The organism is Ilumatobacteraceae bacterium, from assembly GCA_033344875.1.
In the GTDB taxonomy this organism is placed as follows: domain Bacteria; phylum Actinomycetota; class Acidimicrobiia; order Acidimicrobiales; family Ilumatobacteraceae; genus Ilumatobacter.
This window is the reverse complement of record JAWPMO010000001.1, coordinates 4270969-4287615: the sequence shown is the minus strand read 5'-3', so window position 1 is coordinate 4287615 and position 16647 is coordinate 4270969. Positions and strand designations below refer to the sequence as shown.

At 67.8% G+C, this 16647-nt stretch carries 16 protein-coding genes; 7 read left to right on the top strand and 9 right to left on the bottom strand.

From position 1 onward, the window contains the following. The first annotated feature begins 125 nt into the window (after positions 1 to 125). From R8G01_20430 to R8G01_20415, 4 genes are all read left to right on the top strand, one after another. Positions 126 to 1280, top strand: coding sequence for an amino acid ABC transporter substrate-binding protein (locus R8G01_20430; protein MDW3216369.1), 1155 nt, complete (start codon positions 126 to 128; stop codon positions 1278 to 1280). Positions 1281 to 1385: 105 nt separating this feature from the next. Then, a complete protein-coding gene (locus R8G01_20425) occupies positions 1386 to 2600 on the top strand; it encodes an ABC transporter permease subunit (GenBank protein ID MDW3216368.1) in 1215 nt (404 codons plus the stop codon). A gap of 4 nt (positions 2601 to 2604) precedes the next feature. Beyond that, positions 2605 to 4203 carry an amino acid ABC transporter permease gene (locus tag R8G01_20420; GenBank protein ID MDW3216367.1) on the top strand — a complete coding sequence of 533 codons (1599 nt, stop codon included), beginning with the start codon at positions 2605 to 2607 and terminating at the stop codon, positions 4201 to 4203. 43 nt (positions 4204 to 4246) lie between these two features. Then, complete coding sequence (locus R8G01_20415; protein ID MDW3216366.1) at positions 4247 to 5044, top strand: amino acid ABC transporter ATP-binding protein; 798 nt, start codon at positions 4247 to 4249, stop codon at positions 5042 to 5044. A gap of 163 nt (positions 5045 to 5207) precedes the next feature. Here the strand turns inward: R8G01_20415 and R8G01_20410 are convergent, their stop codons facing one another. Together R8G01_20410 and R8G01_20405 are read right to left on the bottom strand one after the other, a co-directional pair. Further along, on the bottom strand, positions 5208 to 6176 hold the full coding sequence (locus R8G01_20410) for an electron transfer flavoprotein subunit alpha/FixB family protein (protein MDW3216365.1): 969 nt from the start codon (positions 6174 to 6176) through the stop codon (positions 5208 to 5210). Positions 6177 to 6204: 28 nt separating this feature from the next. Then, positions 6205 to 6981 carry an electron transfer flavoprotein subunit beta/FixA family protein gene (locus R8G01_20405; GenBank protein ID MDW3216364.1) on the bottom strand — a complete coding sequence of 259 codons (777 nt, stop codon included), beginning with the start codon at positions 6979 to 6981 and terminating at the stop codon, positions 6205 to 6207. A gap of 101 nt (positions 6982 to 7082) precedes the next feature. On the opposite strand from R8G01_20405, the gene R8G01_20400 reads away from it, so the two are divergent. Next, entirely contained in the window at positions 7083 to 8003 is a 921-nt protein-coding gene (locus R8G01_20400; protein ID MDW3216363.1) for a diacylglycerol kinase family protein, read from the top strand. Here the strand turns inward: R8G01_20400 and R8G01_20395 are convergent. After that, complete coding sequence (locus R8G01_20395) at positions 7995 to 8681, bottom strand: glycerophosphodiester phosphodiesterase (protein MDW3216362.1); 687 nt, start codon at positions 8679 to 8681, stop codon at positions 7995 to 7997. The genes R8G01_20400 and R8G01_20395 overlap by 9 nt on opposite strands. A gap of 260 nt (positions 8682 to 8941) precedes the next feature. Here R8G01_20395 and R8G01_20390 point away from each other — a divergent pair, with 260 nt between their 5' ends. Then, positions 8942 to 9256 carry a WhiB family transcriptional regulator gene (locus tag R8G01_20390; GenBank protein MDW3216361.1) on the top strand — a complete coding sequence of 105 codons (315 nt, stop codon included), beginning with the start codon at positions 8942 to 8944 and terminating at the stop codon, positions 9254 to 9256. 18 nt (positions 9257 to 9274) lie between these two features. Here the strand turns inward: R8G01_20390 and R8G01_20385 are convergent, their stop codons facing one another. Both R8G01_20385 and R8G01_20380 read right to left on the bottom strand, forming a co-directional pair. Continuing rightward, positions 9275 to 10894, bottom strand: a complete 1620-nt coding sequence (locus R8G01_20385) for a hypothetical protein (GenBank protein ID MDW3216360.1) — start codon at positions 10892 to 10894, stop codon at positions 9275 to 9277. A 1-nt stretch (position 10895) separates the two neighbouring features. Then, on the bottom strand, positions 10896 to 12389 hold the full coding sequence (locus R8G01_20380; protein ID MDW3216359.1) for a histidine kinase N-terminal domain-containing protein: 1494 nt from the start codon (positions 12387 to 12389) through the stop codon (positions 10896 to 10898). Positions 12390 to 12457: 68 nt separating this feature from the next. On the opposite strand from R8G01_20380, the gene R8G01_20375 reads away from it, so the two are divergent. Then, positions 12458 to 13018: a phosphohydrolase gene (locus R8G01_20375; protein MDW3216358.1), complete on the top strand. Its 561-nt coding sequence runs from the start codon at positions 12458 to 12460 to the stop codon at positions 13016 to 13018. A 17-nt stretch (positions 13019 to 13035) separates the two neighbouring features. Here R8G01_20375 and R8G01_20370 read toward each other — a convergent pair whose 3' ends face one another. The 4 genes from R8G01_20370 to R8G01_20355 are packed head-to-tail and all read right to left on the bottom strand — an operon-like array spanning position 13036 to position 16632. Next, positions 13036 to 14292 carry a class I SAM-dependent rRNA methyltransferase gene (locus R8G01_20370; protein MDW3216357.1) on the bottom strand — a complete coding sequence of 419 codons (1257 nt, stop codon included), beginning with the start codon at positions 14290 to 14292 and terminating at the stop codon, positions 13036 to 13038. Then, complete coding sequence (locus tag R8G01_20365; protein MDW3216356.1) at positions 14289 to 15455, bottom strand: ArsA-related P-loop ATPase; 1167 nt, start codon at positions 15453 to 15455, stop codon at positions 14289 to 14291. Before R8G01_20365 ends, R8G01_20370 begins: the two co-directional genes overlap by 4 nt. Beyond that, a complete protein-coding gene (locus R8G01_20360) occupies positions 15455 to 16402 on the bottom strand; it encodes an ArsA family ATPase (protein MDW3216355.1) in 948 nt (315 codons plus the stop codon). Before R8G01_20360 ends, R8G01_20365 begins: the two co-directional genes overlap by 1 nt. Beyond that, positions 16402 to 16632, bottom strand: a complete 231-nt coding sequence (locus tag R8G01_20355) for a DUF3107 domain-containing protein (GenBank protein MDW3216354.1) — start codon at positions 16630 to 16632, stop codon at positions 16402 to 16404. The genes R8G01_20360 and R8G01_20355 overlap by 1 nt, the downstream gene beginning before the upstream one ends. Positions 16633 to 16647 lie beyond the last annotated feature (15 nt).

Genomic DNA, 16647 nt, shown 5'->3' with positions numbered 1-16647 from the left:
TCACTGTGACCGACGCCACTTTGACCCCTGTTAGTGTCGATCCATCGCTTCGCCGGATCGATTCGGCGCGCAGCGTGAACAACCCGGACGCTCTCGCGAGCGCCCATTCCATTTCAGGAGGAAGTATGACCCCGAAAGGGACAACCAAGACATGGCAGAAGGCCGCTGGAGCACTCGCCGCACTGGCGCTCGTCGTGAGCGCCTGTGGCGGTGACGACGACTCCGCCGACGACGACGAGGTCGTCGACACGGCCGACGACTCGGGCAGCGACGCGACCGACGACACCGCCGGCGACACCGCCGACGACACCGTCGACGCGGTGCAGGGTGGCGGCACACTCCAAGCCGTACGCGACCGCGGCGAACTCAACTGCGGCGGCAACGAAACCCTCCCGGGGTTCGGTGTCGTCGACTCGGCCGGCGACTACTCGGGCTTCGACATCGAGTTCTGTCGCGTGATCGCAGCCGGCATCCTCGGTGACGCCGACGCCGTGAACATCGTGCCGCTCAATGCTGACGCACGCTTCACCGCACTGCAGTCGGGTGAGATCGACGTCCTGGTGCGGAACACCACCTGGACCGCCACCCGCGACGGGGTCGAGGGCTCGAACTTCTTGTTCACCACCTTCTACGACGGCCAGGGCATGATGGTGCCCGCATCGACTGGCTTCACCACGCTGGAGGACCTCGCCGATGCCAGCATCTGTGTGCTGTCGGGCACGACGACCGAGCTGAACCTGACCTCGGTCATGGGTGCTCGCGGCATCAACTTCACGCCGGTCGTGTTCGAGGACAACACGCAGCTGCAGCCGGCCTACGAGTCGGGGCAGTGCGAAGCCTGGACCTCCGACGCCTCGCAGCTCGCCGCCTTCAAGGCGACGATCGAAGAGGGCGGCGGCGAAGAGCAGTCGATCTTCGCCGAGGTCATCTCCAAGGAGCCGCTCGGCCCGGTGGTCGCCGACGGCGACACCGAGTGGGCACAGGCCGTCAACTGGGCCGTGATGGCCACCGTGCAGGCCTGGGAGTTCGGCCTCGACTCGGGCAGCATCGGGAGCTACTCGGGCGACGACCCGAACATCCTGCGCTTCACCGGTCAGGAAGAGGGCTTCGACGCCGGGCTGGGTCTCGATCCCACCTTCGCGGTCGACGTCGTCGAGCAGGTCGGCAACTACAAGGAGATCTACGATCGCAACATCGTTCCGATCGGCCTCACACTCGAGGGTTCTCCCAACGACCTGTGGACCAACGGCGGCCTCATGTACGTACCGCCGCTCCGCTGAGCATCGAGTACTGACACCGTTCATACGAGGGGCGGGTCGCCGTCGGCGACCCGCCCCTCGTCCACACGACACCGACCGATGGGGGCATCACATGGGGGCTGACGCATGAGCGCGTCGACACAATCGGCGAAACCGCCGTTCTGGCGCAACGTGAACGTGTTGCGCGTCCTGGCGCAGATCGGTGCCGTCGCCGGGGTGGTCGCGCTGCTGTGGTGGCTGATCAACAACCTGTTGACCGGCCTCGACGAGCAGGGCATCCCGTTCGGGCTCGGGTTCTGGGACGACCCGGCGGGATTCACCGTCCGCGACTCGTCGTTCGAACGCACGCAGCCGATCTGGGAACTGATCGTGTTCGTCGGTGTGAAGAACACGCTGGCGTCGGCCGTGGTCGGCATCACCATCGCCGTGGTGCTCGGCATCCTGATCGGCGTCGCTCGGCTCTCGGACAACTGGATCGTCAAGAAGCTCGCTGCGCTCTATGTCGAGACGTTCCGCAACATTCCCCCGCTGGTCATCATCATCTTCGTCGGCAGCGCACTGTTCGTGAACAATGCCCGGCTCAACGCGTTCACCGCGGGGAGCGAGCCGAACCTCTTCAAGATCCCGGGCAGCGACTCCAACTTCATGATCCTGTCGCGCAGCCGTCTGGGCTTCCCGTCGTTCGCCAACGACGGCAACACCGGGCTGTTCTGGATCATCATGCTCGTCGCACTCGCTGCCGCTGTGGGCGTGTGGGTCTGGCGCACGCGGTACAACGTCGAAACGGGACAACCCCATCATCGGGTGGCCTACTCGTTCGTCACCTTGCTGGTCATCGGCGTCGTGGCGTTCGTCGCCCTCGGCGGTCCACTGCGGTGGTCGTGGCCGGCGGTTTCCGAGAGCGGGCGACTGATCGAGGGCGGTCTGACCACCAACGACGGCTACGTCGCCCTCACGCTCGCGCTCGGCCTCTACACGGCCAGCCACATCGCCGAGATCATCCGCGGTTCGATCCTCGCCGTACACCGGGGCCAGAGCGAGGCCGCCAACGCACTGGCGCTCAGCGGCTTCCAGCGGTATCGCTTCGTGATCCTGCCGCAGGCGTTCCGGATCGCGATTCCGTCGATCATCAACCAGTTCCTCAATCTCACGAAGAACACATCGCTCGCCGTCGTGGTCGCCTATCCCGACGTCACGCAGGCCATCCGAACCGCGATCGGCAACGGCCAGCCGGCGACCCAGCTGATTCTCGCCCTGATGTTGGTCTACCTGACGTTCTCGCTCCTGACATCGCTCGTCCTCAACATCGTCAACCGACGATTCCAAGTGGTGGGGAGGTGACGTCATGAGTGGAGCCGGCGAATGGGGTCACACGCTCCCACCGGAGCAGATGAGCGGCGACGTCGCACACGCGCTCGCCGAGGCCGACGCACCGCGGCACGGCGACACGACGGCGCGGGAGTGGGTGAAGGACAACCTCTTCGCCAACTGGTACAGCAGTCTGTTCACGATCCTGTTCAGCGCGGTGACGCTGGTACTCGCGTTCTTCGCCGCCCGTTTCGTGTTCGTGACCGGTCAATGGTCGCCGGTGCGCGTCAACCTGGAACTGTTCATGGTCGGACGGTTCCCGCGCGAGGAACGCACCCGGCTGGTCGTCAACCTGTTGCTCTATTCCGGTGCTGCGGGTCTGGCGCTCGGTTGGGGCCGAGCCTCCTCGCGCGATCGCGCCAAGCTCGCCGGCGTCGAGCCCACCAAGGCGTCCCCGCGCGACCTGTTGTCGAGCTACTGGGCGCTCGCGGTGTTCGTGCTCGCGCTGATGATCGTCGGCGTCCGCACGCTCGGGCCGTGGCTGCTGCTCGCCGGAGCGATCGCAGTGTTCGCCATCGGCTTCGCGGTGGCATCGAGGATGCCGCGCGCCTTCCGGGCAGCGACGCTGACGCTCGCGGCGCTGACCGGTGTCGCCGGCTTCCTCACGCTCAGCGGTACGCACGGGTTCGCCTGGATCTTCCTGACGCTCGCGCTGATGCCGCTGCTGTTCGACCTGCTCGGCCGCCGGAGCGACCGTCTGCCCGGGGCCGCCGGCTGGGTCGCGGCGATCGTGACGATGGCCATCGGCGGCTTTCTGGTGGTCGACCGCGGCGTGAACCTCTTCACCGTGCTCGTCATCGCGCTCGCCTGCGTCGCCTTCGTGGCGTCCGGTATGGGCAACGTGTCGACCAGCGTCCAGATCGGCTCGATCGCGATCGCCGGCGTCGTCACCTGGCAGGTGGGCAAGGCCCTCGACATCACCAACATCGACTGGATCGAGTGGGGCGGGCTGTACATGAACCTCGTGGCATCCGTCGCCGCGATCGTCCTGGCATTCCCGCTCGGGCTCCTGTTGGCGCTCGGCCGCCGGTCGAGCCTGCCGGTCGTCCGCATCATGTCGACGATCTACATCGAGCTCATCCGCGGTGTCCCGCTGATCACGTTGCTCCTGATGGCACGGTTCTTCCTCGGGTTCTTCCTCGACACCGACGATCCGCTGTCGCTCCCCACGCGAGCGATCGCAGCGATCACTCTGTTCTCCGCGGCCTACATCGCCGAGATCGTTCGCGGTGGCCTCCAGGCCGTCCCGACCGGCCAGACCGAGGCCGGACAGGCGCTCGGTCTCGGTGCAGCCGGCATCACCCGTCTCCTCGTCCTGCCGCAGGCATTGCGGGCAGTGATCCCGGCGATGGTCGGACAGTTCATCTCGCTCTTCAAGGACACCACCCTGCTGTTCATCATCGGTGTGCTCGAGTTCCTCGGTGTGCGCGATGTCGTCCACTCGCAAGCCGACTTCCGCGGGGTCGGGATCGCCGAAACCCTCGTGTTCGTCGCCTTCGGCTTCTGGGCGATCTCGTTCACGATGTCACGCGAGTCGCAGCGACTCGAACGCACCCTGGGGGTCGGTACGCGATGACCGCGCCGACCCGATTCTCTCCACTCGATCAAGGAGCACTCTCATGAGCGATACCACGACCGGCACCGACGCCGTCTTCGCGGATGCCACCCAGGTGATGGGACAGTCGAAGGAGGTGATGATCGAGGTCTCCGAGGTCGACAAGTTCTTCGGCAGCTTCCAGGCGCTCAAGAACATCTCCATGAAGGTCGGGATGCAGGAGGTCGTCGTCGTGATCGGTCCGTCGGGCTCGGGCAAGTCGACGCTGATCCGATGCATCAACCGACTCGAGAAGCACGATCGAGGACGCATCGTCGTCGGCGGCGTCGAACTCGGCGATGACGTCCGGAACATCCAGGAGATCCGACGCGAGACCGGCATGGTGTTCCAGTCGTTCAATCTGTTCCCCCACCTGACCGTGCTGGACAACATCACACTCGCACCGCGCCAGGTCAGGAAGATCCCGAAGGCCGACGCCGAGACGACCGCGATGGAACTGCTGGAACGGGTCAAGATCCCCGACCAGGCCCGCAAGTACCCCGGTCAGCTCTCCGGTGGCCAGCAGCAGCGCGTCGCCATCGCCCGATCACTCGCCATGAAGCCGAAGGTCATCCTGTTCGACGAACCCACGTCGGCGCTCGATCCGGAGATGATCAAAGAGGTCCTCGACACGATGAAGGACCTCGCCAACGAGGGCATGACGATGATCTGCGTCACCCACGAGATGGGGTTCGCGCGCGAGGTGGCCGACCGTGTCGTGTTCATGGCGGACGGCGAGATCGTCGAGGTCGGCAACCCCGAGCACTTCTTCACGAACCCCCAGGAAGACCGCACGAAACTCTTCCTCAGCCAGATCCTCTGACCGAGCCGGGCCGAGGATGATTCACACGAGCCGAATCGTCGCTCCGCGTGTGCGTCAGCGACCCATTCTGTTTCCAGTCGGGATCGGATAGTTCGCCGGCAAGGCGCGGCGAGCCCGAGTTGCCTCCTGGCAACGAGCGGCGAGACGGAACGCAGCCGGCGGGCTATCCGGCCCGACTGGAGAGGGCTTCGATGAGCTTGGGCATGACCTTGTGGACGTCGCCGACGATGCCGAGGTCGGCGACACCGAAGATCGGTGCCTCCTGATCCTTGTTGATCGCGATGATGTTCTTGGAGCCCTTCATGCCGACCATGTGCTGTGTGGCACCCGAGATGCCGGCCGCGATGTAGACGCTCGGCTTCACGACCTTGCCGGTCTGGCCGACCTGCATCGAGTACGGCACCCAGCCGGCGTCGACGATCGCGCGCGACGCACCCGGCGCCCCCTTGAGGAGCTTGGCGAGCTGCTCGATCATGTCGAACTTGTCGGCCTCGCCGAGACCACGGCCACCCGACACGACCACCGCGGCCTCGTCGAGCTTCGGGCCGAGCGTCTCTTCGACGTGCACGGCCGTGACCTTGGCACCACCGGTCGCACCGAGCTCGGGCACCGGTGCCGAGACGACCTCACCCGCACCGGCGTCGCCGGCGGCGGGCTCGAACGACTTCGGACGGAATGCCGCGAGGTACGGGCCACCGGCGGTGAACGTGGTGGTCACCAGCTTCTCGCCACCGAAGATCGGCGTGGTCACCTTGACGGCGTCGCCGTCGACGGCGACGTCGGTGTTGTTGGTGAGCACCGTCTTGTCGAGCTTGACCGAGAGGCGGCTCATCACGTCGCGACCGCTGTAGTTCTGCGGGAACATGATCAGGTCGGGCGTGTCACCGCCGTCGATGACGGCCTGCATGGCCGCGGCGCCGGCTGCGCCCGGCAGGTTCCCGGCGAGGTCGCCGGTCGAGTAGACCTTGGCCGCGCCGTACTCGCCGAGCGCGGCGGCGATGCTCTCACCGTCGCCGACGACGAACGCCGACACGGTGCCGAGGCCACGAGCCTTGGTGAGCAGTTCGAGGGTCGCCGAGGTCGGCGCTCCGTCGGCTGCTTCGGCGAAGACCCAGATGTTGTCGATTCCCATGATTCGTTTCTCCTGTCGTCGCTTCGGCTCAGATGACCTTGAGTCCCTCGAGGAACTCGATGATCTTGAGGTGTGCTTCGCCGTCGTCCTCGACGACCTCGCCGGCCTCGCGGGCCGGGGCCTGCGCGACGTCGACGATCTGCTGACCGGCGCCGGACCAACCGACGGCGGTGACGCCGAGATCGGCGGCGGTGACGGTGTCGACCGGCTTCGACTTGGCGGCCATGATGCCCTTGAAGCTCGGGTAGCGGGGCTCGACCACGCCGGCGGTCACGCTGACGACGGCCGGTGTCGGGCACTCGACCTCGTCGTAGCCGGCCTCGGTCTGACGGTTCACCTTGACGGTACCGCCGTCGATCGTGACGCTCTTCGCGAACGTGATCGACGGGAGTCCCATCACCTCGGCCATCTGCTCGGGCACGGTGCCCGTGTAGCCGTCGCTCGACTCGGTGCCGGCGATGATCAGGTCGGCCTCGCCGAGCTTCTGGGCCGCGGCGGCGAGCACCTTGGCGGTGGTCAGCGCATCGGAGCCGGCGAGTTCGGGGTCGGAGACCAGGACGCCCTTGGCGGCACCCATGGCCAGCGCCGTGCGCATGCCCGACACCTCACCGTTGGGGGCCATCGAGACGATGCTCACCTCGCCGCCACCGGCGGTGTCGACCAACTGGAGCGCCATCTCGACGCCGTAGCTGTCGGACTCGTCGAGGATCAACTTGCCCTCGCGCTTCAGGGTGTTGTCGGAGGGATCCAGCTCACCCGGCTGGGCCGGATCGGGGATCTGTTTCACACACACGATCACGTTCATGGATTCACAAGCTACCGACCGGTCACTTACGCACCCAAGCCGGACACCAGAAACTGTGCACAAATCCGGGGACATCCGTCACGCTGGTACCGTCTCGCGTCGTGCGGATCCTGCTCGTGGTCAACTCGTTCGCGTCGTCGGTGACCGCACGCAACACCGTGGTGGTCCACCGCCGCCTCGCTCGCAGCCACGCGGTCGAGGTCGTCGAGACCAACCGGCGCGGGCACGCCACCAGATTCGCCCACGACGCCGCCCGGCGCGGCGTCGACGTCGTGATCGGATACGGCGGTGACGGCACCCTCAACGAGGTCGCGACCGGCATCGCCGGGACCGACACGGCGCTCGGCGTGCTCCCCGGCGGGTCCACCAACGTCTTCGCCCGCACACTCGGCCTGCCCAACGACCCGGTGGCCGCCGCCGACCTGCTCGCCGGCGGGCTCGACGCCGGCGACCTCCGACCGATCGGTCTCGGGCGCGTCAACGGGCGCTTCTTCTGCTTCCACACCGGGATCGGCTTCGATGCCGCGGTCGTGAGCGCCGTCGAACGCCGGGCGTCGCTGAAACGCTGGCTCGGCCACCCACTGTTCATCTGGGCCGGTGTGACCACGTGGGCCAGAGGCTACGACCGCGACGAACCACACTTCCGGCTGGAAGCCGACGGGCACGGCGTGATCGACGACGGCTACTTCTCGATCGTCCTCAACACCAACCCGTACACGTACCTCGGCAACCGGCCGCTCGACCTCTCCCCCGCCGCCACGCTCGACCGCGGCCTGGTCGTCGTGACGTTCCGCACGATGCGGGTGTCGTCGATCCTCCGGGGTCTCGGTTCCGCGCTCGGCGGCGGTGGTGTGACCACGAGCGACGATCTGGTCGAGTGGCGCGACGTCGACCGGATGGTCGTGTCGCACCGGCAGCCGTTCCCGTACCAACTCGACGGCGACCACCTCGGCAGCGTCGACCGCCTCGAGTTCGACCACGTGCCCGACGCCGTGCAGTTGGTGTTCCCCCGGTCAGCGTGAGGTTTCGCGACGTACGCCGAGGGCGACGTCTGGCACGTTCGTGCAGATCCCGTCGACGCCCCATGCGATCAACTCGCGCATCCGCTCCGGGTCGTCGCAGGTCCAGGTGTTGACGGCCAACCCGACGGCGTGAGCGGCACGGACCATCTCGAAGGTGAGGTGTCGGTCCCACGGATGGACGGCGCCATGACCGCGCGATGCGGTCGTCGCGATCACGTCGGCCGGCGCCGGCCCGACCAGCCAGGCGGTCGGCACGCTCGGCATCAGCCGACGGCAGGCGTCGACCGTGGCCAACCGGAACGACGAGATCAGCCAGCGCGAGTGCGGGGTCAGCACCGCAAGGTCCGCGGCGAGCCGGTTGGCGACCCAGTCGGTCGGATCGAAGTCGGGGTCGTCAGGATCGTTCTTGATCTCGATGTTGACGAACATCCCGACGCAGGCGTCCAGCGCTTCGAGGATCGTCGGCACGTGGTCGGGCAGTTCGGTCGTCGTCATCGCCCGGATCGCGCGACCGTCGGCGAGCACCGCGTCGTGGTGCACGACGAGGTGGTCGTCGGCGGTCCGTCGTACGTCGAGTTCGACCCCGTCGGCGCCCATTTCGCCGGCGCGTCGGAACGCAGCCGTCGTGTTCTCCCGCTCCGCGCGGGATGCACCCCGATGAGCGATGATGCGGGTCATGACGCCATCGTCGCACGCCGATGCGCGCCGATGCGCCGATCCGGCATCGCCGGCGCATCGACCACGTCGCTCTCCATCTGAAAAACAGATGGAGAGCGACGTTGTATCTGATCTTCTTGATATGTGTCCGGACAACGCCTAACGTACGGGCCGCAAGCCACACGGGCAGGACCGATCGTCGCCGCGACCGAGCCGCCTGCCACCCCCCAGTGGTTCGCCGGCCTCCCCGGGTCGCCAACACACCTACGAGGAGCTCCTTCGTGTCGATCCTTGCGTCCAGTCTCGCTCTCGCCGCCGCCGAAGAAACGTGGCGGGACCACGCCCTGTGTCGGGACACCGACCCGGAACTGTTCTTCCCGGTGGGGACGACCGGACACGCACTGACCTCGATCGAACACGCGAAGCGGGTGTGCGAGGAATGCCAGGTCACGCGTGACTGCCTCGACTTCGCCCTCGAGACCAATCAGGACTCGGGCATCTGGGGCGGGCTCTCCGAAGAGGAGCGCCGGGCGATCCGCCGCCAGCGCGCCGCCGAGCTGCGCGCCGCTCGCGCCGCGGCCGCTGCCGCCAGCTGACCACCCGGTCGATCCCGGTCAGTCGACCGGCAACCCGATGCACCGGTCGTAGGCCACCGAGTCGCGGTCGATCGCGATCACGCTCAGCTCGTCACCGGCTTCCGACCTCCCGCTGACGATCTCCTCGGCGTCGTCCTCCGCCAGCAGACACTCCCGGGTCGGCGACATCGCGACCGCGAACACGCCGTCGACGCGTTCGGGCGGCTCCAAGCCCAGTTCGACCCGGCGAGATCGGGCATCGACACCCCGCCGGAGCACCACGTCGAGCACCTCGGCGTCGAGGTCACCCGCACCTCGGAGGTCGAGAGGCACCGCTTCGACCGATCGCCACCCCGGGCGGTCCGCCAACGCTTGTGACACGGCGCCCTCGACACCGAGCGCGCGACGGGCGGAGCTCGGGCCATCTGCCCTCGGCACCGAGACGAACACGGCGAGGATCACGACGACGACGACCGCCGGCAACGCCACCGTGGGAAGCCACGACGGCACCGACAGCTCGACCGTCGAGGCGACGAGCGCCATCAGGCCGCCGAACGACACCACGAGAGCGAACACGGCAGACGCCTGGAGCGGCCCGTACAGGTACCGGTACGCCGGCTCGACGAAGAACGAGATCGACACGACCGTGAGCGCGACGGCGGCGATCGCGACGGCGCTCGCCACCACCGGGAGGCGGTCGTACTCGTCGTCGCCACCGGACACCACGGCACGGTCGGGCCGGTCGGCCCGTCCGGGTCGGCGCGCCACCACCGTCAGCACGAGCAATCCGACGACGAGCAGCAACCACCACCGGTGGAACCCGGTGAACTCGACGATGCTCGGGCGCACCGAGATCCGGCTCCACGCGGTGCCGGGCCACAGCAGCCGGCTCGCGTGACCGACCGCGGCGCCGACCCCGACCGGATCGCCGTCGGCGCCGACGGTCCCGAGCCGGATCAGGTTGGCGTCGGTGCCCTTGGAGAGGTCGATGATCGGCCCCGACCACAGCAGCACGGCGAGCCCCACCGCCCACCCGGTGACCGCACCCCGACGTTGCCACACGATCGAGATCAACGCCGCGGCGAGCACCGCACCACCGAGGATCAGCATCGACGCGTGCAACTGCGCCGCGAACGACGCCGAACAGATGCAGGCGGCCCAGTTCCGCCCGTCGCGGGCGATGACGGTGACCAGCGACCAGCAGGCCAGGTACGCGGGGAGTACGGCGAGATGAGGATTCCACGGGCTGCCCACGTCGGCTCCCAAGGCCACGACGACCAGGACGAGCCCGATCGCACCCGCCACGCCCCAGCGGCGCGGTTGCAGCCGGGAGAGCAGCGCCAGGGTCCACACGACCCACCCGGCGTTCAGCACGAGCGCCGTCGCCGGCAACGCCGCGCTGCGCCCGCCGCTCGCCCAGTACGGCAACGCGAAGACCCACTCCCGCAGCGGCCCGGGATGGAACACCCCGAGTCGGGAGTGGGCGCCGACCAACCGGATGTGACCGTCGAGCTCCCGCTCGATCGCGATCCGGAAGATCGCGAAGTCGTCGTGCGCGACCCACGGCCGGAACCACACGAGACCGACCAGCCAGAGCACCGACGCGCCGGCGAAGATGCCCGCCAGCGCGACCCTGGCTCGCGTCAGCCGGCCGGGCACGTCACTCCTCGGTGACGATCGGCACCGTCAGTTCGACCACGGTGCCGCGCGGCTGGCGGTCGGTGGCGAACCCGGCCCGCTCGGCGTCGGCGAGCGCGAGCGGACGCATCACGATCTCGCCGTTGAGCTCGGTGGTGACCAGCGTGCGCACGATTGACAGACCGAGGCCGGTCGCCGAGTCGAGCGTGAAACCCGACGCCACACCTCGGCCGTCGTCGATCACCGACAGGGCGAGCGAATGATCATCGTTGTCGAGCCGGACGAGCACGGAGCCGCCGCCCGATCCCTCCGGGAACCCGTGGTCGACGGCGTTCTGGAGCAGCTCGGTGAGCACCACCGACAGCGGCGTCGCGATCGCCGCCGGGATTCGGCCACCGTCGCCCTTGACCGCGAACGTGACCGGGCGGTCCGGCGACTGCAGGCCCTCTTCGGCGAGGCGCAACAGCGGACGGACGATCTCGATGAACGTGACGTCGTCGCCTGGCTCGCGCGAGAGCGCCTCGTGAACCAGGGCGATCGTGCGAATCCGGCGGACCGACTCACCGACCGCCGAGATCGCCTCGGGGTTCGTGAGGCGGCGAGCCTGCAGCCGGAGCAGCGACGAGATCGTCTGCAGGTTGTTCTTGACGCGGTGATGGATCTCGCGGATCGTCGCGTCCTTGCTGAGCAACAGTCGGTCGCGCTTGCGGAGTTCGGTGACGTCGCGGAGCAGGAGGACCCCGCCGGTGACCTCGCCGTCACGCAGGAACGGCACGCAGCGACAGAGCAGCGTCACGTTCTGCCCCTGCTCGAACTCCTCGATCACCGGCTCGCGCCGCTCGAACGCCTGCCGCACCGGGCCGTCGTAGAACCCGAGCTCGGCGAGACGGAGCCCGATCGCCGATGCCTGGATCCCGACGCGATGGAGGGCCGAGCTGGCGTTCGGCGAGACGTAGAGCACCTGACCGGACTCGTCCAACCAGAGTGAGCCGTCGCCGACACGCGGCGCCGCACTCGAATCGCCGACCCGCTGCGGGAACGGGAAGTCGCCGGCGGCGATCATCGTCACGAAGTTCGAGAACACCTCGTAGTACGCGCGTTCGAGCTCTCCCGGCCCACGCCCCGAGGTCTCGATCCACTCGCGGGTGAGGACCGCGACCGGTTCGCCGGCGTAGAGGACGGGGATCGCCATCATCCGGGTCTCTTCGGGGACGCCCTCGACCGCGATGTCGCCTTCCTGGACCGAAGCGGTCGCGAACGACCGGTCGAGCACCGCCGTCTCCGACGGGTTGGCGACGGCATCGACCCAGTCGTTGGGGTAGATCGTCTTGCCCGTCGCGGGGCGAACCTGTCCGACCACGATCCACGCACCGGAGCGGTTCTTGACGTAGAGCAACAGATCCGAGAACGAGAAGTCGGCGAGCATCCCCCACTCGGAGACGAGGCGGTTCAGGTGCGCGGATTGAGCGGCATCCAACGAGGTGTGGTCTCGAACGAGTTCGGTGAGCTTCGACACGATCACCGAGTCTGCCGCATTCGTGGCCCAGGTCGCTGCCATTCCGAAGATCGGCGTACATTGTCGCGATGAGCGACACCGAATTGCGCGCCAGTTTCACGGCCTTCGACCAGTCGACGAAGGAAGATTGGGACCTGATCGTGAGCCAACTCCCGGTCACCCAGGCGATGGCCGCCGACAACATCGTCGAGCAACTCCGCATGCTCGAACGCGATCACGGTGGCTTCCCGGTGTCGCGACTCGAACATTCGTTGCAGACCGCGTCGCGCGCCGAGAACGACGGCCGCGACGAGGAGTACGTCCTCTGTGCACTGATCCACGACATCGGCGACACGCTCGCTCCGTACAACCACCCGGCGGTCGCAGCGGGCATCGTCAAGCCGTTCGTGTCCGAGGCGAACCACTGGATGGTCGAACACCACGGCATCTTCCAGGGGTACTACTTCTGGCATCACCTCGGCATGGACCGGAACACCCGCGATCGGCTCACCGACTCGCCGTTCTACGACTACACCGAAGAGTTCTGCGCGAAGTACGACCAGACGGCGTTCGACCCCGAGTACGTCAGTGCGCCGCTCTCGCACTACGAACCCCTGATCGCCAAGTTCTTCCGCCCGGCCGACATGTAGCGGCCGGTTCGAGTCGGCTACAGGCGGGTCGGCGTCGAGCGGACCGTCAGGAACACGGCCTTCAGGTAGCCACCGAACTCGAACCCGATCGGATGATCGACGGCATGGCCCGTGCGCCGGGTCTCGACCACCTCGGCGCCGGCCGAGGCGGCAGCGGTCATGACCGTGTCGACGAAGTCGTCGTTGGTGACCCGGCTCGAACACGACGCCTGCACCAGGGTGCCGCCGCGCTTGGTGACCGCCAGCCCCAACCGGGTCAGGCGCGCATAGGCCGCCAACGCACGCGGGACGGCGGCCTGGTTGGAGGCGAACGTCGGCGGGTCGAGGATCACGATGTCGAACAATTCGCGCTTCTTCGCGAGGTCGGCCAACACCTGGAACGCGTCACCGGTGGTCGTGTGCACGGCACAGCGCCTGACCTCGGAGATGCGGTGGTTGTGTTCGAGATTGCGACGGGCGGTCTGGAGCGCCGGCTCCGACTGGTCGACGAGGTGGACCGAGGAAGCGCCTCCGGCCGCTGCCGACACCGAGAATCCACCGGTGCTGGCGAACACGTCGAGTACGTCGGCACCCGCCGCCATGCCGCGCACGAGGGCGCGGTTGTCGCGCTGGTCGAGGAAGTGCCCGGTCTTCTGCCCACGCACCACGTCGGCTTCGAGCGTCAGACCGCGCTCACGGAAGAACACTGGCTGGTTGGGCGACTCGCCGACGATCGTGTCGCCGTCGGACAGACCGAAGGTCTCGCCGGACGCGACCGACCGACTCAGCCGCAGGACGACACGTTCGGGGGCGATGAGGCGGCGCAGCACGTCGACGACGACGCCGAGGTGCGGGAACCAGGCCGGCGAGTAGAGCTTGACGACCACCGTGCGGTCGTACTTGTCGACGACCAGGCCCGGGAGACCGTCGTTCTCGCCGTGGACGCAGCGGTATGCGGTGGTGTCGGGGTCGTCGACGAGCGCCTGCCGCTGTTCGAGGGCGGCCGAGAGCCGCTCACGCCACCAGTGCTCGTCGATCGTCGTCGGCGAACCCGCGTGCAGCATCTTGACGCGGATCGGCGACGTCGGGTCCCAGAGACCGATCGCCGCGAACTTGCGTTGATCGTCGAAGATCACGGCGAGGTCGCCGGCATCGCCGTCGTGACTCACCGACGTGATCGAACCGTCGTACAACCACGGGCTACCACCACGGATCTGGCGCAACGCATCGGCGGTCACCCGAACGGCGAGTCGGCGTCCGCCGACGGTCGGGAGTTGGTCGAACGGCGAACTCATGCAGCGAAGTGTGCCGCCAGATCGAGGAGATCCGCGACGTCGTTGATGTCGTGGTCGAGCATCGGGGCCGCGACCAGCAACGGCGCGAGCTCGGCGAGCTCGGCTCGACGTTCGGCCTCTCGGGTGGCGACCACCGCGACCTGGTGGAAACGAGATCCGATCTCGGTGAGGACCGCCCTCGCCACCGCGGGGTCGGCGTCGAGCTGGGCACCGACGTCGTCCGCGAGGCCGTCGTCGGCGAGTTGCACGAGTTTGCGCGCGCTCGTCGCCGACCCCTTCGCCATGAACGAGGTCGGCATGACCCGGTTGGCGATGATGGCACCGAGGCTCATGTCGCGTCGGAGGAGTTCGCGGGCGAGGAACTTCGCCTCGTGGCTCGGCGCGGCCTCGAGCGTGGAGACGACCACGAACGTGCAGCGTTGATCGACGAGCAGCCGTTCGACCTCGTCGGCGTGGTCGACGAACCCGCGCTCCATCGCCTGGAACAGGATGAAGAACTCGGCGATGTCTTGGAGGAAGCGGGAACCGAGGACCCGATCCGCTATCTGGTAGAAGGGCTTGGACGCCACCGTGAACAGCCGCGACCGGTACGGCACCGTGAGCCAACGCAAGAGCCGAGAGCCGAAGAACTCCTTCATCTGGCGGGGAGCATCGAGCACGTCGAGTGCGTTCCGCGAGGGCGGCGTGTCGACGATGATCAGGTCCCAGTCGCCGGTGGCGTGCAGCTCGTGCAGCTTCTCCATCGCGAGGTAGTCGTGACTGTGGACGAAGCGGCCGGTCAGGTTCTGGTACAGCGGATTCCTGAGCACCGCATCGCGCACCTCGGCGTCGGGGGCGTGGTGCCGGATCAGCTCGTCCCAGCCCTGCCGGGTGTCGAGCATCGCCGCCCACAGCTCGCCGCGCGGCTCGACGCCGACCTCGGCGAACGCCGAGTCGGGGACCCGGGTCGCCTCGTTGGCGATCTCACCGACCCCCAGCGCGTCGGCGAGCCGCTTGGCCGGGTCGACCGTGAGCACGAGCACGCGGCCACCGATCTCGGTCGCGGCAGCGGCTGCCATGGCCGCTGCCGTCGTCGTCTTGCCGACCCCACCGGAGCCGACGACGAGCACCATCTCCTTGGCCGCCAGCAACGCGAGCAGATCGGGACGCTTCGATGTCGCCATCAGTCGAGCTCCTCGGCCAATGCCTCGGCGACCAGCGACACGACACGGCGACCCGTCGCCCGCGTGAACAGCTCGGGCACCATCAACATCGGCAGATCGGAATGCTCCCGGAGCCGAGCGAGATGTGCGCCGCCGATACGACGACGGGCCTCGGTGATGTGGGCCGCCTCGAGGACGGCGCGCACGTTCTTGCCGGCGGCCTCGACCAGCAGTGGTTCTGCCTCGCCGAGTCGATCGACGAGTTCGGCCTGGTTGCGATCGAACAGCGCCGGCAGGACACGATTGGCGACGAGGGTCGTGGCTTCGACGCCGGTCTCGTCGACGAGTCGGTCGAGCAGGCCGAGGGTCTCGGTGACCGGCATCTCCTCGGGGGTGGTGACCACGGCGACGCCGGTGACGGCCGGGTCGTGCAGCACCTCGAGCATCCAGTCGGTCTGGTCACGGACGAGTCCGACCTGGACGAGATCACGAATGACGAGCGGAGCGCCGATCTGGGCGACGATGTGCCCGGTGGCCTCGGCATCGACGACGATCAGGTCGTAGTTCCGCTCCTTCGCCTCCCAGCAGAACTTGCCGATCGTCAGGATCTCCTTGACGCCCGGTGCTGCGTCGGCGACGAAGTCGAACGTGCGGGCGAGCGGACCGATCTTGCCGAGGAACGGCACCCTGACGAACAGGCGCAGGTACTCGCGCAAGGCATCTTCGGTGTTCATCGCCATCGCGAACAGATTGGGTTCGACCTCGCGTGGCTTGAACTCGAGGGGCGAGGCGTCGAACGCGTCGGCGAGCGACCCTTTGGCGTCCATCTCGCACACGAGAGTGCGACGGCCGCGGCTGGCCGAGAGGTGGGCGAGGGCGGCGGCGACCGAGGTCTTGCCGACACCACCCTTTCCGGTGACGAACACGAGCCGGCGGTCGAGGATCGACGTGCCGGCTCCGCTGGTCATCAGCCCCCGAATCCGATGCGGCGATCGCCGTCCGGCGAGCCGACTTCGACGTAGGCCAGCTTGGCGGAGGGCACACCGATCTCGCGCCCGCGCTTGTCGGTCAGCCAGAGCACGTCGCTCGCGCCCGACAGGGCGGCATCGACACGAGATTTCACATCGTCGCGATCGCCGTCGTCGACCTCGACGTTGAGCTCGCGGGGGGCCTGGGTCACACCAATTCGAACGTCCACGCCACAGACCGTATC

Coding starts and splice junctions, on each gene's coding strand:
- R8G01_20430 (MDW3216369.1), top strand. CDS start 126: ATGACCCCGAAAGGGACAACCAAGACATGGCAGAAGGCCGCTGGAGCA.
- R8G01_20425 (MDW3216368.1), top strand. CDS start 1,386: ATGAGCGCGTCGACACAATCGGCGAAACCGCCGTTCTGGCGCAACGTG.
- R8G01_20420 (MDW3216367.1), top strand. CDS start 2,605: ATGAGTGGAGCCGGCGAATGGGGTCACACGCTCCCACCGGAGCAGATG.
- R8G01_20415 (MDW3216366.1), top strand. CDS start 4,247: ATGAGCGATACCACGACCGGCACCGACGCCGTCTTCGCGGATGCCACC.
- R8G01_20410 (MDW3216365.1), bottom strand. CDS start 6,176: ATGGGAATCGACAACATCTGGGTCTTCGCCGAAGCAGCCGACGGAGCG.
- R8G01_20405 (MDW3216364.1), bottom strand. CDS start 6,981: ATGAACGTGATCGTGTGTGTGAAACAGATCCCCGATCCGGCCCAGCCG.
- R8G01_20395 (MDW3216362.1), bottom strand. CDS start 8,681: ATGACCCGCATCATCGCTCATCGGGGTGCATCCCGCGCGGAGCGGGAG.
- R8G01_20375 (MDW3216358.1), top strand. CDS start 12,458: ATGAGCGACACCGAATTGCGCGCCAGTTTCACGGCCTTCGACCAGTCG.
- R8G01_20370 (MDW3216357.1), bottom strand. CDS start 14,292: ATGAGTTCGCCGTTCGACCAACTCCCGACCGTCGGCGGACGCCGACTC.
- R8G01_20365 (MDW3216356.1), bottom strand. CDS start 15,455: ATGGCGACATCGAAGCGTCCCGATCTGCTCGCGTTGCTGGCGGCCAAG.
- R8G01_20360 (MDW3216355.1), bottom strand. CDS start 16,402: ATGACCAGCGGAGCCGGCACGTCGATCCTCGACCGCCGGCTCGTGTTC.